This window comes from Vibrio ishigakensis, from assembly GCF_024347675.1.
Lineage (GTDB): Bacteria > Pseudomonadota > Gammaproteobacteria > Enterobacterales > Vibrionaceae > Vibrio > Vibrio ishigakensis.
Window position 1 is genome coordinate 2,359,144 of record NZ_AP024881.1, and the last position, 21,992, is coordinate 2,381,135.

Annotated in this window: 20 protein-coding genes; 2 read left to right on the forward strand and 18 right to left on the reverse strand. The window is 47.2% G+C overall.

Annotated elements, in window-relative coordinates; genetic code table 11:
• Positions 1-25: 25 nt before the first annotated feature.
• The 8 genes from Pcarn_RS10775 to Pcarn_RS10810 all read right to left on the reverse strand — a co-directional run bounded on the left by Pcarn_RS10775 (position 26) and on the right by Pcarn_RS10810 (position 7,179).
• Complete coding sequence (locus Pcarn_RS10775) at positions 26-508, reverse strand: AAA family ATPase (RefSeq protein ID WP_261833872.1); 483 nt, start codon at positions 506-508, stop codon at positions 26-28.
• A 157-nt stretch (positions 509-665) separates the two neighbouring features.
• The gene (locus Pcarn_RS10780) at positions 666-1,721 is read right to left on the reverse strand and encodes a polysaccharide lyase family 7 protein (protein ID WP_261833873.1); all 1,056 of its coding nucleotides are present in this window, start codon (positions 1,719-1,721) and stop codon (positions 666-668) included.
• Positions 1,722-1,963: 242 nt separating this feature from the next.
• Positions 1,964-3,460, reverse strand: a complete 1,497-nt coding sequence (locus tag Pcarn_RS10785; RefSeq protein ID WP_261833874.1) for a tripartite tricarboxylate transporter permease — start codon at positions 3,458-3,460, stop codon at positions 1,964-1,966.
• An 8-nt stretch (positions 3,461-3,468) separates the two neighbouring features.
• Positions 3,469-3,915, reverse strand: a complete 447-nt coding sequence (locus Pcarn_RS10790; protein ID WP_261833875.1) for a tripartite tricarboxylate transporter TctB family protein — start codon at positions 3,913-3,915, stop codon at positions 3,469-3,471.
• A gap of 70 nt (positions 3,916-3,985) precedes the next feature.
• Positions 3,986-4,912 (reverse strand): tripartite tricarboxylate transporter substrate binding protein, encoded by a 927-nt coding sequence (locus Pcarn_RS10795; RefSeq protein WP_261833876.1) that lies wholly within the window; start codon positions 4,910-4,912, stop codon positions 3,986-3,988.
• Between the two features lie 24 nt (positions 4,913-4,936).
• Entirely contained in the window at positions 4,937-5,410 is a 474-nt protein-coding gene (locus tag Pcarn_RS10800) for a hypothetical protein (protein ID WP_261833877.1), read from the reverse strand.
• Between the two features lie 325 nt (positions 5,411-5,735).
• On the reverse strand, positions 5,736-6,788 hold the full coding sequence (arsB, locus tag Pcarn_RS10805; RefSeq protein ID WP_261833878.1) for an ACR3 family arsenite efflux transporter: 1,053 nt from the start codon (positions 6,786-6,788) through the stop codon (positions 5,736-5,738).
• A 55-nt stretch (positions 6,789-6,843) separates the two neighbouring features.
• A complete protein-coding gene (locus tag Pcarn_RS10810) occupies positions 6,844-7,179 on the reverse strand; it encodes an ArsR/SmtB family transcription factor (protein WP_390904434.1) in 336 nt (111 codons plus the stop codon).
• Positions 7,180-7,486: 307 nt separating this feature from the next.
• On the opposite strand from Pcarn_RS10810, the gene Pcarn_RS10815 reads away from it, so the two are divergent.
• A complete protein-coding gene (locus Pcarn_RS10815; RefSeq protein ID WP_261833880.1) occupies positions 7,487-8,416 on the forward strand; it encodes a LysR substrate-binding domain-containing protein in 930 nt (309 codons plus the stop codon).
• A gap of 56 nt (positions 8,417-8,472) precedes the next feature.
• Here Pcarn_RS10815 and focA read toward each other — a convergent pair whose 3' ends face one another.
• The 8 genes from focA to guaB all read right to left on the reverse strand — a co-directional run bounded on the left by focA (position 8,473) and on the right by guaB (position 18,344).
• Complete coding sequence (gene focA / locus Pcarn_RS10820; protein WP_261833881.1) at positions 8,473-9,936, reverse strand: formate transporter FocA; 1,464 nt, start codon at positions 9,934-9,936, stop codon at positions 8,473-8,475.
• Between the two features lie 146 nt (positions 9,937-10,082).
• Positions 10,083-10,709 carry a CDP-alcohol phosphatidyltransferase family protein gene (locus tag Pcarn_RS10825; protein WP_261833882.1) on the reverse strand — a complete coding sequence of 209 codons (627 nt, stop codon included), beginning with the start codon at positions 10,707-10,709 and terminating at the stop codon, positions 10,083-10,085.
• Positions 10,699-11,367, reverse strand: coding sequence for an ATP-binding cassette domain-containing protein (locus Pcarn_RS10830; protein WP_261833883.1), 669 nt, complete (start codon positions 11,365-11,367; stop codon positions 10,699-10,701). Before Pcarn_RS10830 ends, Pcarn_RS10825 begins: the two co-directional genes overlap by 11 nt.
• Complete coding sequence (locus Pcarn_RS10835) at positions 11,333-13,036, reverse strand: ABC transporter permease (RefSeq protein ID WP_261833884.1); 1,704 nt, start codon at positions 13,034-13,036, stop codon at positions 11,333-11,335. The genes Pcarn_RS10830 and Pcarn_RS10835 overlap by 35 nt, the downstream gene beginning before the upstream one ends.
• Positions 13,037-13,052: 16 nt before the next feature.
• Entirely contained in the window at positions 13,053-14,213 is a 1,161-nt protein-coding gene (locus Pcarn_RS10840; protein ID WP_261833885.1) for an ABC transporter substrate-binding protein, read from the reverse strand.
• Positions 14,214-14,475: 262 nt separating this feature from the next.
• Positions 14,476-14,997, reverse strand: a complete 522-nt coding sequence (locus tag Pcarn_RS10845; RefSeq protein ID WP_261833886.1) for a DUF2058 domain-containing protein — start codon at positions 14,995-14,997, stop codon at positions 14,476-14,478.
• A gap of 119 nt (positions 14,998-15,116) precedes the next feature.
• Entirely contained in the window at positions 15,117-16,694 is a 1,578-nt protein-coding gene (gene guaA, locus Pcarn_RS10850) for a glutamine-hydrolyzing GMP synthase (protein ID WP_261833887.1), read from the reverse strand.
• A gap of 186 nt (positions 16,695-16,880) precedes the next feature.
• Positions 16,881-18,344: an IMP dehydrogenase gene (guaB, locus tag Pcarn_RS10855; RefSeq protein WP_261833888.1), complete on the reverse strand. Its 1,464-nt coding sequence runs from the start codon at positions 18,342-18,344 to the stop codon at positions 16,881-16,883.
• Positions 18,345-18,555: 211 nt separating this feature from the next.
• Here guaB and xseA point away from each other — a divergent pair, with 211 nt between their 5' ends.
• Positions 18,556-19,893, forward strand: a complete 1,338-nt coding sequence (gene xseA / locus Pcarn_RS10860; RefSeq protein WP_261833889.1) for an exodeoxyribonuclease VII large subunit — start codon at positions 18,556-18,558, stop codon at positions 19,891-19,893.
• Here xseA and Pcarn_RS10865 read toward each other — a convergent pair.
• Positions 19,890-20,111, reverse strand: coding sequence for a zinc ribbon domain-containing protein (locus Pcarn_RS10865; RefSeq protein ID WP_261833890.1), 222 nt, complete (start codon positions 20,109-20,111; stop codon positions 19,890-19,892). The genes xseA and Pcarn_RS10865 overlap by 4 nt on opposite strands.
• Before the next feature lie 390 nt (positions 20,112-20,501).
• Entirely contained in the window at positions 20,502-21,989 is a 1,488-nt protein-coding gene (der, locus tag Pcarn_RS10870) for a ribosome biogenesis GTPase Der (RefSeq protein ID WP_261833891.1), read from the reverse strand.
• Between the last annotated feature and the right edge of the window lie 3 nt (positions 21,990-21,992).

Below are 21,992 nucleotides of genomic sequence, written 5' to 3' on the forward strand. Positions count from 1 at the left end.
TATGAAAACACTCAGTGATCGAGATCTACTTCGGCGTATTATCGATTCGGACGATATCCTCGCCCGAGGAAGGAATCTCAAACCAAGACCAGAACATGTCGAGCATCTCTGGGGTCATCTCATAGGACTTTCCTTGAAGGTCTTGGTTGCGATTTGTGGCCCTCTGTTTGCAAACCTCAAAGGGAACATCTAGATAGTGAATCTCTGCATCAGCTCCCACCTCATGAGCCCAGTCCATGATGCTTTCTCGCTCTGCCTTGCTCCAGAAGCCAAAATCAAAGATCACAGGGACATTGAGCTTAAGAAGCTGTAATGCAGAGTCTTTGAACAGGCCTTGCAAGGTCGCAAGTCTCTGATCGAATACCTCTCGCTCCATATGTTCGCCATACAGAGGGATCATCCATTCATCCATAGAGAAACGAAATGCACTTTTTGATTTTGCTAATTCTTTGGAATAGGTAGTCTTGCCTGAACCAATAAAGCCACAGATGAAGTAGATCTTAGCCACACATAACTCCTAAAGCAGTCAGTAAACAGCTATTAAAATAACATCTAGGCTTATCACTCACAGCACTGGCAGTGCGAAACAGTGACGTTTGTAGAGTGCAGATAAAAAAGAACCCGCTCAAAGGGTTGAGCGGGTTCTAGAGGCCAATAAACAACGTTTATTGGTCAAGCTTGAATTGGTAGAAGCTTACCTTGGTGTAGTCACCCGCTTCGATGCCATTGTTCGAGCAACCGCTTGAGCCAGTGTTACATTGGTTATAGGTACCCGCTTTGAAGTACATCCAGTCGTTAGCATAACCTTGGTCATACTTATCGCCTTGGTAGTTACCCTTAGCTAGGTCGATATCAAACTTCTTGATCTCTTGGTCAGGCTTGCCTGGGTTCTTAGTAAAGGTCAGGTGCATGATGTCACCTTCAACATTTACGTCGTAAGAGAAGATTTCACCTAGTAGGATACCGTCTGCTGGGTCCGCATCACCTTTGCGCAGACCTGCTTTACCAAATACCTCGTGCATGATGTCACGACGGTTGCCGTAGTCATCACCTAGAGCGTTAGTTTCGTAGTTCCAGTATAGGGAGCCGTGTTTGTGCTCAGGAAGCTTACGATACATGATCTTAAGTGGTTCGTTTTTCGAGCCGTGGATCTGACCGATTACAGTGGCGAACGCGCCATTCTTCTTGTAGTTACCGCTGGTACTTACCCAATCAACAGAAAGGGTTGCACTCATCTCACCACCGATAGCGCCGTATTGGTCAGCATCTTTAGTTGAAGCTACGGTAAAGTTGTTGTCTTTTGAGCCGTAATCATCAGAAAGCATTGCACGCAGCTCACTACGAGCATTCTTAGAGTTAGGGGTAGTCATCGCCTTGTTTGGTGATGCAAACACCATAGCGCCTGTTACAGGGTCTGTGTAGAACCACTCAGGATCAGAGAAAGGGTTCGCCTTGTCATTCAACATAGGCTTGTAGATTTCCATAACCTTGCCGGCACGCTCTGGCTTGTCATCATCGCGCGGTGTATTCAGTTTAAACTTAGACAGGTCAAAGTTTTCAGCTGGCGCTTTAGTTACATCAAGGTTGTATTGCGTTGCTAGAGCAGCATCGTGTTGAACAACATTTTGTGCGTTGCCACTGTCGGCAGTTGTTGAACAACCCGCTAGGCCACCTGCTAGAGCAGCCAGAACAAGCATCGAAGTTTTATTCAATTTCGGCATCAGTCGATTCCTCTGGAAATTTAGTCGAACCCTACTCTCGAGTTCTTTTAATCAAGTGATACCTATCATGCATTAATATAATAATACAAATGTTGAATCACATCACAATCCGACCAAACATTTCGTTACATCAGGGTAATCTTATCTTTCATAGCAAGTTTCTTGTTGCTCCCTGCCTTTGCGCGCATGAAACAAAAAAGCCAGTGATTTCACTCACTGGCTTTATGCATTAGATTTTAGTGCTATTGGCTTTCGGCAGCCTGTAGCTTCTGTTTCTTCTTCATCTTCATGGTTGAATAGACAGAGAAGATAGCAAGCAAAACGAAGGCTAAGGCAATCGGTCTTTCATACAAGAATGACCAGCTATTGTCATACATTAGTAATGCTTTGCGCAGGTTGGTTTCTGCCATAGGCCCGAGGATGATAGCCAGTAGTATTGGCGATGACGGTATCTCCAACTTACCTAATACAAAACCCAGTATGCCGAACGCAATCGCAATACCCACATCAAACATAGAGTTGTTGATAGCGTAGGCCCCCACTACTGATAGGAACAGGATAACCGGAATCATCAGGATCTTCGGCACCTCAATGATACGACAGAAGAAGCGAATCCCCAATAGACCGACTAGTAGCATGACTACGTTCGCCACCAGCATAGAGCTGAATACGCCGTAAACCACCTCTGGGCTATGAGCAAATAGCAGTGGCCCTGGCGTCAGGCCCTGTACAATCAAGGCACCAAGCAGTACAGCCGCTACTGCGTCACCCGGAACACCAAGGGTTAGAAGTGGAACCAGAGAACCACCAGTAACGCCATTGTTACCCGCCTCGGCAGCAGCTAGACCACGCACCGAGCCTTTACCGAACTCGTCGGGATTCTTAGATGAGCGTTTCGCTTCGTTATAGCAAACAAAGGCTGAGATATCCGCGCCTGCGCCAGGTACCGAACCTATGGTTGTACCCATCACGCCACTTTTAACCGCGGTCGGCATCATCTCTTTAAGGTCTTTCTTGCTCAGAAGCTTGTGGTCAAACTTAGGTACTTCTGCCTTTTTCTCTTTCAGGATCTTCTCAATCTGGTTGATAGCCTCAGATAGAGCAAACAGACCGATCAAAACAGGGATAACATTGATGCCGCTATACAGGTCCATTACACCAAAGGTAAAGCGTGGTACCGAGCTGATTGGGTCAAGACCCACAGTCGATATAAGAAGACCGATAGTACCGGCTAGCAAACCTTTAAGAATGTTTTGCGAAGATACGCTAGCAATAATGGTCAAGCCAAACAGAGCCAGAGCAAAGTACTCAGGGGCGTTAAAGCGCAAGGCAAAGTTTGCCAGAAGCGGCGCGATAGCAATCAGAACAATAGTACTGATAAGGCCACCAGTGAAAGAGGCCACCGCTGAAATAGATAGCGCACGGGCCGCTTGCCCTTTGGCTGCCAATGTATGTCCATCAAGAACCGTGGCCGCAGAAGCAGGCGTTCCGGGAGTTTTTAGCAAGATAGCCGCAATTGAGCCGCCGTAAATACCACCGATATACACACCGATCAGCATTACCAGAGCCGCGGTTGGCTCCATACCGAAGGTAAAGGGTAGCAAGATGGCTACACCCATGGTCGCTGTAAGGCCAGGCAAGGCGCCGAGCACGATACCGCCCACAACACCAAAGATAAGAATAGGTAAGACTTCAGGGCTGAACGCCGTCAGCAAGCCATTTAATAAATGTTCAAACATAATGGCTCCTAATAAAACATGCCTTCAGGCAGTGCGATGTAAAAGACTTCACCGAATAAGTAATACACGCCATACACGAACGACCAAGCGACTGCGTAGTAAAGCGGTTTTTTCACCTTGAAACAGATGAGGTAGAGGCTAAAGGCGACAAAACTCGCATACAGGTACCCAACTACTGTGATCAAGAAGGCGTATCCGATCAGGAATGAAATTCCAAACACCGCTATCTTTGAAATAATTTGTTGCTCTTTTTCTGACTGAGCTTTCTTTATTTTGTGCTGAATGAGAAGCGCCGCACAAATAATGATTTGAATAACTGCTATTGCCGTTGGAAAGAATTTAGCGTCCACGCTCGCGTCTTGAAAACGCGGCTCTGCAAATTGGCCAACCAAGAAAAGTACTACTGCACTAAATACAATTATTAGAGAGGGAAATATAACGTGTCGATTTAGCATAACGTTCACCCTTATTTATTATTTTAAATAAGGGAAGGACCTTGGCCCCTCCCTTTATTTGTCTTACTAATTAGTCGATAAGTGTTGCAAGCGATTTAGCATCTTGGTCAACAAACTGAGTGAACTCTTCAGCGTTCATGTTATGGATAGTCATAGCGCCTTTTTCCATAAACTCCTTGAATTCTGGAGTTGCCATTGCTTGGTCAAACGCCTTACCTAGAGTCTCGATAACCTCATCTGGAGTGTTCTTCGGAGCACCGATACCACGCCATGTACCAGTTACCACATCAATGCCCTGCTCTTTTAGAGTCGGAACATCTGGGATGTAAGAGATACGCTCTTCAGACATAACACCTAGAGCCTTAAGTTGGCCTGAACGTAGCTGTGCGATTGCTTCACCTGGTGTAACCATGGTTACATCAGTGTGCTTACCAAGTACTGCTGGGATTGCTTCTGCTGCACCGTTATAAGGAATCGCGTTTAGCTTGATGCCTTGGTCTTTTTCAAGCGCCATCAGATAGAAGTTTGGCGCTGCCGTTGAAGCGAACTTAACCACACCGTCACCCTTCTTCGCTTCTGCGATTAGGTCATTGATGGTGTTGTATGGGCTGTCAGCTGAAACCAGTACAACTGCAGGGTCAAGGTTAACCATACGGATCAGTTTGAAGTCACTTGCATCGTGCTGCATCAAGCCCATTTGTGGAAGAGATGCGATCTCACGGGTTACAACAGTCAGGGTGTAACCATCCGCACGCTGCTGAGCGCCAAAGCTCATACCTACAGCGCCTGCGCCGCCAGTACGGTTCATAACAGCAATGTTTTGACCCAGAATATCTTTAGCTGAGTTAGCCAAGGTACGACCAACTGCATCAGTACCACCACCAGCACCAAAAGGAACGACAAGACGGATGTTTTTGCTTGGGTAGTCTGCTGCAACTGCGGTAGCTGAAACCATGATACCTGCGGCTACAAGTAGCGATTTAAGTAATTTACTCATGATGTGACCTTTTGTTTTCTAGATTTAGTTTCTGAACGTTTGTGTAGGGTTTGAGATTTTATTGTTTTGGTATTCGCTCATGCACAGCTGTTCGATTGCGACCGCAATCCAGCCGCTGATGAGCATGTCATACCATTGCTCAACGCCACTGCATGCCACGACGACATCGCCGTATACAAATGAGCCGTAGAACAGGAGATCCTCTTCTCTCAAAGAAGCGGTGTGTTGGGTTTGGTTAGTGATGTTGGCACCAGAATTGCGCCATGCTTGCGCGGCTTTCTTGCGGGCAAACTCATCGAATGGAATGGTCCACTGCTCTGGATTGCCCAGTTGCGCTTCGCATAAAATTGCTTCTTCGAAATCACGCTCCCAAGGCTTCACTCTTGGATCCATAACCACAATATGCAGTTCTTGGCGATTAGTGCGCTCGAATAATCTTTCAATGGCCGGCTTAACCAGTTCGATAGCATCTAGGGCTATCTCCTTATGACTTTTCATCGCTGTGCCTGTGTATTAACTAATGTATACACTGACTATATTGTATGACATGGAAGTGAAACAGGCGCTCATTCGTCAAATGATATATTGATCACCTGTATGCATTAAAAAGAGTGCATGAGATCCCATAAAACCTAGGTTCATTAAAATTTAACTAGAGTTAGCTCACATTTAATTTTCAGATAAAAATTAAATGTTCCGTATTAAGGTATTAACTTAACCTTTCATTTGGTAATAAAAATATAATTGCTCTTTACGTTTAGAAATATAAAAACAAAAAAAGCCCCTAGATAGGAGCTTTTTGTTTATAAATTGTTCAGCAATATTATGCAGCTTTAAGTGTGTACTTCTTCTTCAGTGCCACATTCACCAGAGCAATCAGTACTGGCACCTCGATAAGAGGACCAATCACACCGGCAAACGCCTGATCTGAGTTGATACCAAACACCGCGATAGCAACTGCAATCGCTAGTTCAAAGTTATTGCCTGTCGCTGTGTAGGCAATAGAAGCGTTCTTGTCATACTCGATGCCCATGCGCTTACCTACATAGAAGCTAGTAAAGAACATCACCACGAAGTAGATAGTCAGTGGAATTGCCACACGTACCACATCCATTGGAAGCTCTAGGATCATCTCACCCTTTAGGCTGAACATAAGTACGATAGTGCCTAATAGTGCGATTAGCGTCATTGGAGAGATGCGCGGGATAAACACCTCGTTGTACCAAGCCTCGCCCTTAGTAGCGACAAGATACTTACGACCAAGGAAACCAGCAGCAAAAGGGATACCCAGATAGATGGCCACGCTTTGTGCGATCTCAGCCATTGAGATATCTACAACCATTCCCTGATAGCCAAAGATTGGTGGTAGAACCGTGATAAATAGCCACGCCATGAAGCTATAGGTCACAATTTGGAAAGCGCTGTTAAGGGCAACTAGGGCAGCACCGTATTCACGGTTACCACCACCGATGTCATTCCAAACTAGAACCATAGCGATACAGCGAGCCAGACCGATTAGGATAATCCCCACCATGTAGCCGGGATGATCACCTAGGAAAGTCAATGCCAGCACGAACATCAGAATAGGGCCCACGACCCAGTTCATGAATAGTGATAACTTAATCGCTTCACGGTCTTTGGTTACCTTGCCAAGCAAGCTGTAGTCTACCTTGGCTAATGGTGGATACATCATCAGGATAAGGCCGATAGCTAGCGGGATGTTAGTGCCGCCTACTGACATAGCCTCATTGATTTCAGCCACTTCAGGAAAAATTGCACCTATGCCTACACCTACAGCCATGGCTAGGAAGATCCATAGGGTTAGATATCTATCTAAAAAGCTCATTTTAGGAGCTGCGGTTTGTGCTTGACTCATCAGGCCACCTTCGTTAATCGTCGAATTACGATTGATATTATTAAAAAAATGCCGCTTAGTACAAAGCGGACAAAATTTGTTTATATTGCGCCACCGTCTCGAGCTCGACTCGGTAACACACCTTTGGAGGCTGAGGTTCACTACGAATGAAGCCCGCTTCCCTTAAGATTCTCAAATGCTCAGATACCGTAGATTGCGCGAGTCCAAGCTGACCAACTAGGTCACTGTTTAGACATCCGCCGCAAGATTCTAGCTCCATCAACACCTTTAAGATGCGAACGCGAGCTGGATGCGATAATGCCTTAGATAGACGCGCAAAATCGGCCTCAAGCTTAAGCTGATCTTCACTACTGGTGAGGAGATCATCTGCCATACTTTTACAATTTGCCATGTTTAGACACAGGGTTAATCGCCGAATGACGATAATCATACTCCTGAAACAAATTATTTCAAGCCATGAATAAGAATTAGTTTAATCGTTCAATTTATAAGCCATTTGTGGCCAATCCCCCACCAGACCGCTTACATCTTGTCACAAAGCCATATTTGAAAACTTATATTTATGGAATAATCACAGTGATAGAATGTATTCACACAGAGCATCAAATTATTTGATACTCATTCCAAGCTCCATATTTACTCAGTTTATGCCTATCTGAGTTTTATCGGCGCTCAAGTCGTTGTTTCGGGAGGAGTTTATGTTTAAGTATTCGTTAAAGCAGATTGCCGTGTTTGACGCGGTTGCTAGCCAAGAGAGTGTGAGTGCCGCGGCCAAAAAACTCTCAATGACCCAGTCTGCGGTTAGCATGTCTCTCTCCCAACTCGAGTCGGTACTCGACCGCCCTCTTTTTAACCGTCAGGGAAACCGATTGGTGCTAAGTCATTGGGGACATTGGCTTAGACCACGCGCAAAGAAGCTTTTGCAACATGCGCAGCAGATAGAATTTGGTCTGCATGAACAGCATCTGATCAGCGGTAACCTAACCCTTTGCTCCAGCCAAACCGCAGCTAAACACCTACTGCCGAGCCTTATCAGTAAAATTGATAACGATTTCCCAGAAATGCGAATTAATTTGATGGTCGAGAATACCGAGAATGTCATCGAGGCACTACTCAACTATGACTGCGATCTGGGTATTATTGAGGGCAAGAATAGCGATAGTCGACTTCAGACCGAACACTGGCTGGATGATGATCTTGTAGTTATTGCCTCCCCTAACCACCCTTTTGCTCACTACAAGCAAGTCACTCTTGCACAGCTCGAACAGGCTAAATGGGTACTGCGTGAGCCAGGTGCAGGTACAAGGCGTATCTTTGATGGTGCTGTGCACGGTCTTATCGACAACATCAAGGTATGGAAAGAGTACGAGAGCGTACGCGTAATCAAGTCTATGGTGGCAAATGGTAGCTACCTTGGCTGCGTGCCCTATCTGGATATCGTTCAAGAGCTTGAGAACAATCAGCTAAAGATCCTGCCAACTCCACAGCTTAATATGCAGCGTGAGATTTCGTTTATCTGGAGAACGGATAGCGGTGAGTCACCGTTGAGGGAATGTTTGTTGTCTGAGGCGAGAAGATTAACCCGAGGTCGTTCTTTCAAGCCACACAAGAGCACTACTCTCGTGTGACCCAAAAACTTAGTTGTGCGTTGTTTTAAGGCTTACGCCACCAAAGCCTTGCAGCCTTAGGCTACAGAAAGCTCTTCTTTCTGCTCAGCCTCTGGCTGATAGAAGTTAGCAATCCATGCTGCAATAGCATCGCGCTGAAGAAGCCCCACATAGCGACCGTTGAACACTACTGGATAACAGCTTGGCATTTTGCTTGCTGCTTGAGCTAGACGCTCACTGAACGATTGCGCTGCACCGCCCATGTAGAAACCATTGCTGTTCACCGGATACAACACGTCTTGGTCAACAATCATTGGCTCTAGAGCCGTCAAGATGCTCTGCTCTGGAGATAGCGTACAGACAGGTTTCTGCATAAACTCTTTCACTATCATCACAGCTTCTAGGTCAAAGTCTTGGCCCCAAAGTGCACGCAATAGGTCTTGCTGTGAGATAAAGCCAATCACGGTCTCGCTGTCATCCAGAACGGCGGCACCTGCCTGGTTATTGTCGATAAGTGACTTAAGCGCAGAAACGCACGTTTGTTTCTCATGACAAGTAATTTGATCATCGGTAGCCAAATCCGCCACGCGCAGTTGTTTTAGTTTTTCTAGCATGTTGTGCTCCAAAATAGATAGGTTCGTATAGTGATAAGTGTTGACGGACTGCAATCCGTTGTGGGTTTGGTTTTCGATACTCCAGAATGCAAGTCCCACTAGCACTGCACCACCGAAGATATTGCCCAAAGTTACGGGTATTAGATTTGCCGAGATAAAGGTCGCCACATTTAGATGTTCGATATGAATACCGGCATCGATTGCTGCATTTAGCATCTCAGGACTGGCCATCGCTTTGACCGCAATACCCAGTGGCACCATAAACATGTTGGCGATACTGTGTTCGAAGCCGGAGCTGACGAACATAGCCACAGGAAGTAGTACCAACAGGGATTTACTCGCGCTCTCCTTGCTACTAAAGCTCATCCAAATACCAAGACAAACCAATAGGTTACATAGCACTCCTAGAGAGAAGGCCTGCCACCAGTCATGCTCTAGCTTATGGGTCGCGATATACAGGGCGTTTAGTCCCCAATTGCCGTGATCCAAAAGGTGCATCTTGGCCATCATGATCAGGGAGAGCATCAACATGGCACCGAGAAAGTTGCCAGCGTAGACTCGAGCCCAGCAGATTAGCAATTGCTTGGTATTGACGCGTTTTTGCGCCCAAGCGATGGAGCTGAGCACAGTACTTGTGAACAGCTCACCGCCGCACACCACCACCAAGATAAGCCCAAGACTGAATGCCAAACCGCCTACTAGGCGTGTCATTCCCCATCCTTGTCCCTGTGCTCCTGTGGTTACCGTGATATAAAACACGAAGGCTAGAGCAATAAAAGCGCCGGCGAACATGGCCAGAACCAGAGATTGTTTAAACGGCTTTAATACCTTCTTGTGCCCGTAATCGGCCGCCACTTGAGTCAGGTTTGGCGCTGACTTTGCGCTCTCAACCTGAGCCAATTGCGGCTGTGGGCGTTTCAATGACATTGGTCTCTCCTCTATAAAGGCAGCTTAGTGCCTGTTCCTAAATCGCTGCTCTATGACAGCCAATTCAGATTATGAGAAATAAGATTCCAAATATATCGAGTAATTCTGAAGGGGATTTTCAGGCAATTTGATGCATAAAAAAGCCCTCAAATAGAGGGCTCATCAGACTGCTTTAAGGTGTGGTATCCGGAGTAGATCCGGGTGAAGGTGGTAAACCAACACAAGGCGCCAAAGATATAGGCAATCAGCGCAAAGTGTTGTGGCATAAGGCATAGCAACACGAAACAGGCGATGGTTTCGGTGCCCTCAGTAAGTCCACTCATATAGTAGAGGGACTTATGCTTATATACAGGATTATCGATACCCCGTTTTCCAGCCATTACCGCAAAGGCTAAAAAACTGCTTCCAGTACCAATGAACGAAAAGATAAGGAAAGCACCAGCAATGGCGTTGGCTTCTGGGTTTGCCAAAACGAAGCCAAACGGCACTAAAGAGTAGAAAAGAAAGTCGAGACTAATATCTAGAAAGCCACCAGCATCGCTAATACCCTGCCTTCTCGCCAGAGCGCCATCAAGCCCATCGAAGATCCGGTTCAAGACAATAAACACCAGTGCCGCCGTGTACTGCTCTAGGGCAAGCATAGGCAGAGCCATGCAGCCTATTAAAAATCCAGTTAAGGTAATTTGATTGGCGGTGGCGCCACATTTATCTAAAAGCTTGGCACTCTGAGCTAATGGCCAGCGGATCAGTTTGATACTGTAGCTATCCAGCATGACGTTTCTCCCATGGCCAATTTAGAACTCGGCTTCCAAGCGGAATGTCTTGATCATCATGGGTCACCATCAAGGCTGGAATATTGGCTTGCTTGAGCTGCTCAAACACCCAGTCCCTAAACTGAGCACGAAGTGCCTTATCAAGCTTGCTGAAAGGTTCATCTAGCAAGGCTACTTGAGGCTTAGCTAACAACATACGCGCTAGAGCGATACGAGCTCTTTGACCGCCGGATATCTGCTCCGGGTATGACTCTTTCAGCTCAAGCAATGAGATATTTTGCAGTGCAGCTAAGGCCTGCTTCTTTCTCTCTGCGCCCTTCACCGATTCAGGCAGAGCAAAGGCGAGATTCTCCCAAACGTTCAGATGAGGAAACAAAAGATCGTCTTGAAACAAGATACCGACCTCGCGTTTGTGTGCAGGAAGGTGGTGAATATCGACCCCATTTAGAGTGACTTCGCCGTCATAGGTAAATTCATCACTCAAATGCCCTGCAATGACATCCAGTAGGGTAGATTTACCACACCCACTCGGCCCCATCAGAGAAACAACCTCTCCGGGTTCGACCAAGATCTCCACGTTCTTGAACAGTGAAGTTCGGTCTTTGTGCCTAGCGTCGGCACGCTTATAAACGCTGAGGGCGTTTAGATACAGACTCATTAGCATCAAATCCTTTTACAGAAATACGGCGAAGCTTAATTCGACTCAATAGTACGGCTAGGGTAAAGAACACCAATGGCAACAATGCTTGCCATAGTGCATAGATGGCGGTTACGCGGCGATCAAACCCGCTAGAAAGTGCAACCGCTTCTGTGGTCAAGGTAGTGATGCGCCCCGCCCCTAGGATCAGAGTTGGTAAATATTGGGTCAGACTGACACTGATACCTATGGCCCAAGCAAACAATACCGCCGACAACAGCTGTGGCAGTTTAACGTGCAAGAAGACATGCAATGGGGATTTGCCCAAACTCAGGGCAACCTGCGTCATTCTCGGATTGTAGCTACGCCATGGCCCATCCAGAGCCAAGTAAACAAATGGGAATGCAAACAACACATGCGACCAACACACCCACAACCAGTGATAGTTACCTTCAACAAATAAGGTGATCACCTGCAGACCAAACAACATAGAGAGCTGAGGGATAAGCATAGGCAGCGCGATCACTATCCCCGGTATGGTCCATCTGTGTTTGATGCGATATTCGTGGGCGATTAATGCAAGTACTAGAACGATAGCTGAAGAGACCAGAGCTAGACTTAAGCTTTGTTGTATGGTCGATAAGATGCCTTGCCACTCGTACTCCCAAAAGCGCAGGCTATAGCGGCTCGGTAAAAGGTCCGGGAAGCGCCACCTTTGTGCAAAGCTCCATATAAACATCAAAGGGATCATGCTCAGACACAAGGTAAGCAGGCCTAGGATAACGGTTCTTCCGGGTAGGTTAAGACCCCAGCGGCCAGAAACCTGCCAGGCTCGACACTGCTTGGTGATCAAATACTCCATGACGCGGGCAAAGCCCAGCACCAAACAAGTCAGCGCAAACAGCACCACAGCACCGGCCGAAGCCCTTGGCAGTAGAGACAGGTCTGGATCGTTAAACCATTGCCATACCAATACAGCAAAGGTAGGCGGATTTCCTGGCCCAACAATCAGAGCGACATCCACCACAGATACGCTGTAGGCCAGCACAGCAAACATAGGAAAGCGCAGCTTGACTATCCACTGTGGCAGCAAGATCTTCCACCACATCTGTGCTGGACTATAGCCAAGGGAGGCTGCCACCTTAGCGCTTTTATCGACATCTAGTTGCTTCAGAATAGGAATGCTCATCAAGAGCAGGAAAGGCACCTCTTTTAGGGCCAACATCACCACTAGCCCCAGTGCATACGGGTCTTGAATCAAGAGCGCATGCTGATCGCCACTGCCTGCAGTAAGGTCATGTCCGGTCAAGGCATGCAGTGCGCGAACACCTAGACCTGTTGGGGAAAATAGAAAGGCGAAGCCGATAGCAAAAGCTACGTGCGGCAAGGCAAGAAGTGGTGATAGTGTTACTTCGATTCTTCGCCACCAGCGACTCTGCCAACAAGACATCAGCACAGCAAACGCTAACAAACAGGCGATATAACTACTCAGCAGGGCTGAAAACAGGCTAAGGGCAATAGAGCGCTCCACCCCATGCCAGGAAAATACCTGCTCAAACGCCCCGAGAGAAACCTCGCTCAAACCCAGAGGTGGAATAAAACTTAGAGACGAAGCGGTTACCCCCACCATGCCCGGCACTATGGGGAGAATGCATACTGCGACAACCAAGGTGTACAACAAACGTAGCATGCGAAACCAGCCTAAGTTACTGACTGCCGTAGCGTTTTAGCCACTCTTGCTCAAGGCGAGTCTGCCAACTAGGGTGCGGCTCAGCCACAGATTTAAACTGCTCAGAACGCTTAGCACTTCCAGTCAGATATTGCTTCTCAAGTACAGATGGGTCACCCCAGATATCTAGGTCACCCTTGCGCGACTGCGCTTCAGGGCTGAGTAGAAAGTTGATCGCCACCATAGCGCCCTCTTTTGCGGTTGCGTTCCAAGGGATGGCTAGGAAATGAATATTTGATAGAGCCCCTTCTTCCATTGCATACACACGGGTAGTCTCTTCAAGGTTACCCGCAGATTGCGCCGAGTACACAGCATTTGGGTTAAAGGTAACAGCCAGGTCTAACTGACCGTCATCCAGAAGACGCAAGGTTTCCGTGGTACCTGAAGGGAAGTGTTTTCCGCCACGCCAAGCAACAGAGTTAAACTCGTCTAGGTAGCGCCAAAGCTGTGGAGTCAGATCATTAAAGCTATCATCGGTAACCGGCTTTTGCAGTCTTGGGTCATTCTTAGATAGCTCGATCAAAAGCGCCTTGATAAAACTGCTACCGTGAAATTCAGGCGGTTTTGGATAGCTCAATCGATTTGGATGCGCCTTAGCATAATTGAGAAGGTCGCTAAATGAAGCCGGTGGATTGGTTAGCTCGGCTGAGTCGTAGATAAACACCAGTTGCCCGACACCCCAAGGAGCCTCTAGACCATCTGTTGGTTCAGAGAAGTCGATATCTACTGGCAGAGACTTGTCGACATATTGCCAGCTCGGTAGACCCTCAACGAATGGACCATACAGCAGCCCGTTATCCTTCATAGATTTGAAGTTTTCGCCATTGATCCACACCATATCGACACTACCACCCTGCTGTTTGCCTGCAGCTTTTTCAGCAAGTAAACGCGAGCTACTCTCGGCGATATCCGTCACCTTAACGTGTTTTAAGGTCACGCCGTTTTGGCGTTGCAGCTCTTTGGCGGCCCACTGCAGATAGCGGTTTATCTCCTGACTGCCACCCCAGGCATGAAAGTAGACGGTTTGTCCCTTAGCCTTTTGTTCTATCTCTTTCCAAGAGGGCTTAGCGTCTTGTTCCGCGGCGCTAAGGGAGAAGGCAACACAAAGCGTCAGTGCTGCGGTGAGAATTCTTTTCATACTGATTTCCGTTATTTTCCTTGGCAATGCCTGTAACGTTAAGTCGAGCTGCGCTTAGAGCACAGATCTACTTTCACCATGGTAATACGACTGCTAGGGTGAATGTAACCAATAGTTGCATTAGCCATCCAAGGCTGTGATTTAAAACGGCATTGAACAGACTCAGACCAGAGTAAATCCGCTTAAATTTCCCTAATTTCGTAAAACTGCATCGAATGCCTAAATTATGGACAATAAAAAAGGCAGCTGAGCTGCCTTTTTATCACCACATTAGATCGTCTGGTACGACGAAGTCTTTGTACGGGTCGTCCTCGTCTACCGTTTCTTCGGTAGGTTCAGCGGTCGCAACCACAGCTTCTGGAACACGGGTAGCAATCTTCTCTGCAACCACAGTCGGGATAACTGCGTATCCTTCACCATCACGAGCCACACTTAAGATGCCCTTTGATAGCTGAGTACGGATCAGCTCTTCCACGTATAGCGCTTTTACTAGAGTGCCATCGGTAAAGTTGTATTTGATCTCACCTTTTGAAATATCGATACGGTTCATATCGATAAGCTGTTTTACCTGAGCCTTGAGCTCTTTGGCTAGGCGCTGCTGCTCACGCTCTTGGTTGATCTTTTTATCACGCTCTTGCTGAGCGATACGATTCTCTTCGGCTGCTACCTTAGCTTCACGAGCTTGAACGCGAGATTTCTTCGCGCCTTTCTTCGCTTTCTTTAGCTTTTTCTCGTTAACTAGGCCAGCTTTGAGCATCTGCTCCTGAAGGGTCAGTTTTGCCATCTCTTATACTTCTGTTTAATTTCTTTGATAGTTAATTCTCGCATGTCCGCAGGCATTTTTCCTAGGCACAAATAAAAAAACCCGCAGATATCTGCGGGCCTTTGTATTCTAACGAGGGATTACTCCCACTCGATGGTCGCTGGCGGCTTACCTGAGATGTCGTAAACTACGCGAGAGATACCATCAACTTCGTTAATAATACGGTTCGAAACCTTACCTAGGAAGTCATAAGGTAGATGTGCCCAGTGAGCAGTCATAAAGTCGATAGTCTCAACTGCACGCAGAGATACAACCCAATCGTACTTACGGCCATCGCCCATTACACCTACAGAGCGAACTGGTAGGAATACAGTGAACGCTTGAGATACCTTGTGGTAAAGGTCTGCAGCGTGAAGCTCTTCAATGAAGATAGCATCCGCACGACGTAGCAGGTCACAGTACTCTTTCTTGATCTCGCCAAGTACACGTACACCTAGGCCTGGACCTGGGAACGGGTGGCGATAAAGCATGTTGTATGGAAGACCTAGCTCTAGACCGATCTTACGAACTTCATCTTTGAATAGCTCGCGTAGTGGCTCAACAAGACCCATTTCCATATCGTCTGGCAGACCGCCAACGTTATGGTGAGACTTGATTACGTGTGCCTTACCTGTCTTAGATGCGGCTGACTCGATAACGTCTGGGTAGATAGTACCCTGCGCTAGCCACTTAGCATTCTCAAGCTTCTTCGACTCTTCGTCGAATACGTCTACGAATACATGACCAATAGTCTTACGCTTGTCTTCTGGATCAGATTTACCTTCAAGTGCTTTTAGGAAACGCTCTTCAGCATCAACCTTGATGATATTCAGACCGAAGTGGTCACCAAACATCTCCATTACCTGCTCGCCTTCGTTTAGACGCAGTAGACCGTTGTCTACGAATACACAGGTCAGCTTGTCACCGATTGCACGGTGAACCAGCATAGCCACTACAGATGAATCAACACCACCTGATAGACCAAGGATTACTTCATCATCGCCCACTTGTTCTTTGATACGAGCAACAGCATCATCGATAATAGATTGAGAAGTCCAAAGCTTTTCACAACCACACACATTAAGAACGAAGTTCTCAAGCATGCGAGTACCTTGGCGAGTGTGCGTCACCTCAGGGTGGAACTGCACGCCGTAGTATTTCTTCTCTTCGTTTGCCATAGCAGCGTATGGGCAAGTGTCGGTTTCAGCGATCTTGGTGAAGTCTGCTGGGATCTCAACAACCTTGTCACCGTGGCTCATCCAAACGTCTAGAAGGGCGTTACCATCTTCAGCGATAGCATCTTCGATGTTGTGGAAGATAGAAGAATCTTCAACCACTTTAACCTGTGCATAACCGAATTCACGCTCATCAGAACCAGCAACCTTGCCGCCCAATTGCTCAGCCATGGTCTGCATGCCGTAGCACACACCAAGAACTGGCACGCCTGAATCGAATACGTATTGAGGTGCACGTGGAGAGTTCGCTTCCGTTACGCTCTCTGGACCACCAGATAGGATGATGCCATCTGGATTAAATTCACGAATATCAGCTTCTTCTACATCCCAGCTCCAAAGCTCACAGTAAACACCGATTTCACGCACACGACGAGCTACAAGCTGAGTGTACTGAGAACCGAAATCTAGAATCAGAATACGCTGATCGTGGATATTTTTAGTCATTAGAAATCTCGACAATATTAGGTGGATGGAGGCAATCGCCTCCAAAGCTTTAAATAAGTTTCTTAATAAAGTTCTAGGTTACATTTAGCTAAGCTGAGTGGCTTTGTAGCAAGGAGAAGGCGCACAGTTTACAAGTGGTAAATGAGCACCTTCGACGCAGATACAGAGTCACTCAGCAACGATAAATTAACCTAGGCGGTAGTTTGGAGCTTCTTTGGTAATCTGTACGTCATGCACGTGAGACTCATTAAGACCCGCGCCAGAAATACGTACAAACTCAGCCTTGGTGCGCATATCTTCGATAGTTGCGCTACCAGTCAAACCCATGCTTGAGCGTAGGCCACCCATTTGCTGGTGAACGATCTCTTTTAGGCGACCTTTATAAGCGATACGACCTTCGATACCTTCTGGAACCAGCTTGTCAGCTGCGTTATCAGTTTGGAAGTAACGGTCAGAAGAGCCTTGAGACATAGCGCCAAGAGAACCCATGCCACGGTATGCTTTGTAAGAACGACCTTGATAAAGGATAACCTCACCCGGCGCTTCTTCAGTACCTGCGAACATAGAGCCAACCATCACACAAGATGCGCCAGCAACGATAGCTTTACAGATGTCACCAGAGAAACGGATACCGCCATCAGCGATTACTGGGATATCGAACTCAGCTGCAACCTCAGCTGCATCTGCGATAGCCGTTACCTGAGGAACACCAACGCCAGTTACGATGCGAGTGGTACAGATAGAACCAGGGCCGATACCAACCTTAACTGCGCTTACGCCGGCTTCGATAAGAGCACGTGCACCTGCGCCAGTTGCTACGTTACCACCGATAATTTCAAGATCTGGGTAAGCAGCACGAGTTTCGCGGATACGGTTTAGAACGCCTTCAGAGTGACCGTGTGAAGAGTCGATAAGAAGTACGTCAACGCCAGCTTCAACTAGAGCAGCAACGCGCTCTTCGTTACCAGCACCAGCACCAACAGCAGCGCCAACGCGTAGACGGCCGCGCTCATCTTTACATGCGTTTGGTTTACGTTCTGCTTTGTGGAAGTCTTTTGCAGTAATCATACCGCGTAGTTGGAAGTCGTCGTTTACAACAAGCACCTTCTCAACGCGCGCTTCGTGCATCTTCTCTTGAACTTCTTCAGGAGATGCGCCCTCTTTAACCGCAGCTAGGTTTTCCTTCGAGGTCATTACTTCTTGAACTGTCTTAGATAGGTCAGTTACGAAACGAATGTCACGACCAGTGATGATACCTACAAGCTCTTGGCCATCAGTAACAACTGGGAAGCCTGCAAAGCCGTGCTTTTCAGTTAGCTTAAGTACTTCTTCGATAGACATTTCAGGACGAACGGTCACTGGATCAGAAACGATGCCCGCTTCGAAGATCTTAACCTGACGTACCATCTCAGCTTGCGCTTCGATAGACATGTTCTTATGAATAAAACCGATGCCACCCTCTTGTGCCAGGGCAATCGCTAGACGAGCCTCGGTAACGGTATCCATAGATGCAGAGATCATAGGGATGTTCAAGTTGATGTTTTTCGTCAAACGAGTGCGAAGATCGGCAGTGTTTGGGAGAACGGTGGAGTGTGCTGGGACCAATAGTACATCATCAAAGGTCAGCGCTTCTTTGGCAATACGTAGCATTTGCAATATCTCACAACATAGGTGGTTAAAAATAAAGGTATCCAACGCCTAACAGGAAGTTAGTAGATTGAGTTGGATTGATATTGCGGAGGGATTATACGCAGAGCGCAAACGGTTGGCTACTCATTTTTATGATTTTTATTTGCACTCTAAACCTTGATGTGTATTATATTGGCGCTATCCTCCATACTCACGTCTAGCGAGTCCGAATTTGCCCTCCCAGCAAAACAGCAACATCTATACCGTCTCTCGTCTTAACTCTGAAGTCCGCCTGTTACTAGAAAACGAAATGGGTATAGTGTGGCTTATCGGTGAGATCTCTAACTTCTCGGCTCCCGTTTCAGGACACTGGTATCTGACCCTTAAAGATTCCCGCGCACAGGTAAAATGCGCCATGTTCCGTGGCAATAACCGTCGTGTGACATTTAGACCTGAGAATGGAAAACAAGTCTTAGTAAAAGCACGCCTCTCTTTATATGAACCTCGCGGAGATTATCAGCTCATTATCGAGTCGATGCAGCCAGAGGGGGATGGTCGCCTGCAACAAGAGTTTGAGAAGCTTAAGATGCAACTGGCCGCTGAAGGTCTGTTTGCTCAGTCAAACAAACTTCCAATTCCAGAACATCCAAAGCGTATCGGCGTGGTCACCTCTTCTACCGGTGCTGCCCTGCACGATATCTTGCGAGTGCTTAAACGCCGCGATCCAAGCTTGCCTGTAATCATCTACCCTACTCTGGTTCAGGGTGAGCCGGCGGCTTTTCATATTGCTCAGGCGATTGGTCTTGCTAATGAGAGAAACGAGTGCGATGTGCTGATTGTGGGCCGTGGTGGTGGCTCTCTGGAAGATCTGTGGTGTTTCAACCACGAGGTAGTGGCACGCACTATAGCTTCTAGCCAGATCCCTATTATCAGTGCTGTTGGTCATGAAGTGGATGTGACCATAGCAGACTTTGTGGCGGATATGCGCGCAGCCACCCCATCAGCCGCAGCAGAGTTGGTAAGCCGAGACCAAAGCCATAAGAGTGATCAATTAGGCAATAGACGACGCCAATTGCTTTCAGCCATGCAGCAGCAGTTATCTCTGTTTAAGCAGCAGTTGCTGACACAGCAACATAGACTAGAACGTCTACATCCAAAGCATCAACTGCAAGAGCAGAGCCAGCAGCTGGACGAAAAAGAGATGCGCCTCAAGCAGGTTATGCGTGACTTGTTGGCTAGACGTCGTCAGCAGATCCAAAACCTTGAGCATAGACTGCAGCTAAGGTCTCCTGATACCCAGGTTGCGGCATCGAAGCAGAAACTGTCTAGCCTAGAGCAACGCCTGCAAAGCGCCATTCAAAGTCGAATGACCCAAGAGAAATACGCCCTTGGTTTGTTGGCGGAAAAACTGGATGCGGTCAGCCCGCTTGCAACCATGATGCGTGGCTACTCCATCAGCTCGGTAGGTAAAAAGGTGGTCACACAGGCGAGTGAGGTGAAGGTAGAAGATACCCTGACCACTCGATTTGCCGACGGCCAGGTTACCTCAAAGGTTATCTCTGTAGATTAAGCCTTTTGAAACTCGAAGCGAGCTCGAGATTTAGACTTGAGCTCGTTACAACTATGGCAGAAATAACTCGCCGAACCGCAGGCTTGTAGTTTTTCCATCTCCGCATCGCAGTCTGGACAAAAGCCGATCTTTTTATAGTGCTGATCGCACTTGGCGCAATAATATTGACCATCCCATCCTAGGTCGCTATCACAGCTTGGGCATTTATTCTCGTTCAAGCTAAACTCCTCAAATCGTATCGAAAGCCTTGATATCTCTTGTCTTGATATGGGGTTTGTCACTAAAAATCTCAATATCTCTGATTTGAACTGTAAGAGCTCCATTAAGTGATCTTTCGCAGATCTTCTCCTTTGTGTTCCGTGATCAGCGATCTACCCTAAAAAGAACATTTATATAACCACATACCGAAAGCATAAGTTACATGTGCTGTCTTTGGATTTTATACAGACGAAAACTCTTAAAGTAAATACAATGGTGGAATTTACAGGATTTTATAAAACGATCTCTTTTTCACCTAAATCGAAATACAGGCTCATGTAAAACAACTCATGCTTCCATATTTGTATGTTTTCGGGCACAAAAAAACCGCGTTTCCGCGGTTTTCTTCATTATTTCTTGCTTCTACCTTTCAGCATCTGGTCAAGGCGCTTCTTACGACGCTCTTGTGAGATAGTCAGCTTGTTTGACTTACCCTCAAATGGGTTCTCACTGTTCTGGAACTGGATACGGATCGGCGTGCCCATAATCTCCAGTGAACGACGGTAGTAGTTCATCAGGTAGCGCTTGTAAGAATCTGGTAGGTCATTCACCTGGTTACCGTGGATAACCACTAGCGGTGGGTTATAGCCACCTGCGTGTGCGTACTTCAGTTTCACACGGCGACCACGTACTAGTGGCGGCTGGTGATCATCGGTAGCCATCTTCATGATACGGGTTAGTACTGATGTACCTACACGTGTGGTTGCTGACTTATACGCCTCTTGTACCGATTCGAACAAGTGACCAACACCCGTACCATGCAGTGCAGAGATAAAGTGGATGCGCGCAAAATCAACGAATCCAAGACGACGGTCTAGCTCTTTCTTAACGTGCTCTTTCACGTCCATATCTAGACCATCCCACTTGTTTACCGCGATCACGATAGAGCGACCTGAGTTGAGGGCAAAACCTAGTAGGCTCAAGTCTTGATCTGAGATGTTCTCACGAGCATCAATAACCAGAAGAACCACGTTAGCATCTTCTACTGCTTTTAGGGTTTTAACCACAGAAAACTTTTCTACGGTTTCATTGATACGCTTACGACGGCGTACACCAGCAGTGTCGATCAGAACGTATTCGCGACCATCACGCTCCATTGGGATATAGATAGAGTCACGAGTGGTACCCGGCATATCGTAAACCACCACGCGCTCTTCACCGAGAATACGGTTAGTCAGGGTTGATTTACCTACGTTTGGACGACCAATGATAGCCAGCTTGATCGGCTGATCTTGCAGACGCTTGAACTCGTTTTCCGCTTCTTCTTCGGTGTATTCAAGCTTCTCTTCTGGCGCATCTTCGATGCCAGTAAGGTCTTCAATCTCACCTTGCTCTGCAAGCAGTTCTTCGGCAAATGGGTTTAAAGCACGGTCGATCAATGCACCTACACCACGGCCATGTGCTGCCGCAATCTGGTACATGTTTTCAACACCAAGTTGCCAGAATTCAGCACTTGCTGCATCTGCATCGATACCATCCACCTTGTTTACCACAAGCATGGCTGGTTTTTCGATCTTACGTAGGTGTTGAGCGATAGCTTCGTCCGCTACGGTAAGGCCAGCTCGGCCATCAACCATAAATAGAACCACATCAGCTTCATCGATCGCAGCCAGAGACTGCTCAGCCATCTTGGTCTCAACACCTTCTTCGGTACCATCGATACCGCCGGTGTCGATCACGATAAACTCATGCTCGCCAAGTTTAGCCTGACCATATTTTCTATCGCGCGTTAGACCTGGGAAGTCCGCAACCAAGGCATCGCGGGTGCGAGTTAATCGGTTGAATAGCGTAGATTTACCTACATTCGGACGCCCTACGAGCGCAACAACTGGAATCATAAC

What these genes read in the sequence shown, in the direction of transcription:
- Pcarn_RS10780 (WP_261833873.1), bottom strand. Translation starts at nt 1,721, where the DNA reads ATGCCGAAATTGAATAAAACTTCGATGCTTGTTCTGGCTGCTCTAGCA.
- Pcarn_RS10785 (WP_261833874.1), bottom strand. Translation starts at nt 3,460, where the DNA reads ATGTTTGAACATTTATTAAATGGCTTGCTGACGGCGTTCAGCCCTGAA.
- Pcarn_RS10790 (WP_261833875.1), bottom strand. Translation starts at nt 3,915, where the DNA reads ATGCTAAATCGACACGTTATATTTCCCTCTCTAATAATTGTATTTAGT.
- Pcarn_RS10795 (WP_261833876.1), bottom strand. Translation starts at nt 4,912, where the DNA reads ATGAGTAAATTACTTAAATCGCTACTTGTAGCCGCAGGTATCATGGTT.
- Pcarn_RS10800 (WP_261833877.1), bottom strand. Translation starts at nt 5,410, where the DNA reads ATGAAAAGTCATAAGGAGATAGCCCTAGATGCTATCGAACTGGTTAAG.
- arsB (WP_261833878.1), bottom strand. Translation starts at nt 6,788, where the DNA reads ATGAGTCAAGCACAAACCGCAGCTCCTAAAATGAGCTTTTTAGATAGA.
- Pcarn_RS10810 (WP_390904434.1), bottom strand. Translation starts at nt 7,179, where the DNA reads ATGGCAAATTGTAAAAGTATGGCAGATGATCTCCTCACCAGTAGTGAA.
- Pcarn_RS10815 (WP_261833880.1), top strand. Translation starts at nt 7,487, where the DNA reads ATGTTTAAGTATTCGTTAAAGCAGATTGCCGTGTTTGACGCGGTTGCT.
- focA (WP_261833881.1), bottom strand. Translation starts at nt 9,936, where the DNA reads ATGTCATTGAAACGCCCACAGCCGCAATTGGCTCAGGTTGAGAGCGCA.
- Pcarn_RS10825 (WP_261833882.1), bottom strand. Translation starts at nt 10,709, where the DNA reads ATGCTGGATAGCTACAGTATCAAACTGATCCGCTGGCCATTAGCTCAG.
- Pcarn_RS10830 (WP_261833883.1), bottom strand. Translation starts at nt 11,367, where the DNA reads ATGAGTCTGTATCTAAACGCCCTCAGCGTTTATAAGCGTGCCGACGCT.
- Pcarn_RS10835 (WP_261833884.1), bottom strand. Translation starts at nt 13,036, where the DNA reads ATGCTACGTTTGTTGTACACCTTGGTTGTCGCAGTATGCATTCTCCCC.
- Pcarn_RS10840 (WP_261833885.1), bottom strand. Translation starts at nt 14,213, where the DNA reads ATGAAAAGAATTCTCACCGCAGCACTGACGCTTTGTGTTGCCTTCTCC.
- Pcarn_RS10845 (WP_261833886.1), bottom strand. Translation starts at nt 14,997, where the DNA reads ATGGCAAAACTGACCCTTCAGGAGCAGATGCTCAAAGCTGGCCTAGTT.
- guaA (WP_261833887.1), bottom strand. Translation starts at nt 16,694, where the DNA reads ATGACTAAAAATATCCACGATCAGCGTATTCTGATTCTAGATTTCGGT.
- guaB (WP_261833888.1), bottom strand. Translation starts at nt 18,344, where the DNA reads ATGCTACGTATTGCCAAAGAAGCGCTGACCTTTGATGATGTACTATTG.
- der (WP_261833891.1), bottom strand. Translation starts at nt 21,989, where the DNA reads ATGATTCCAGTTGTTGCGCTCGTAGGGCGTCCGAATGTAGGTAAATCT.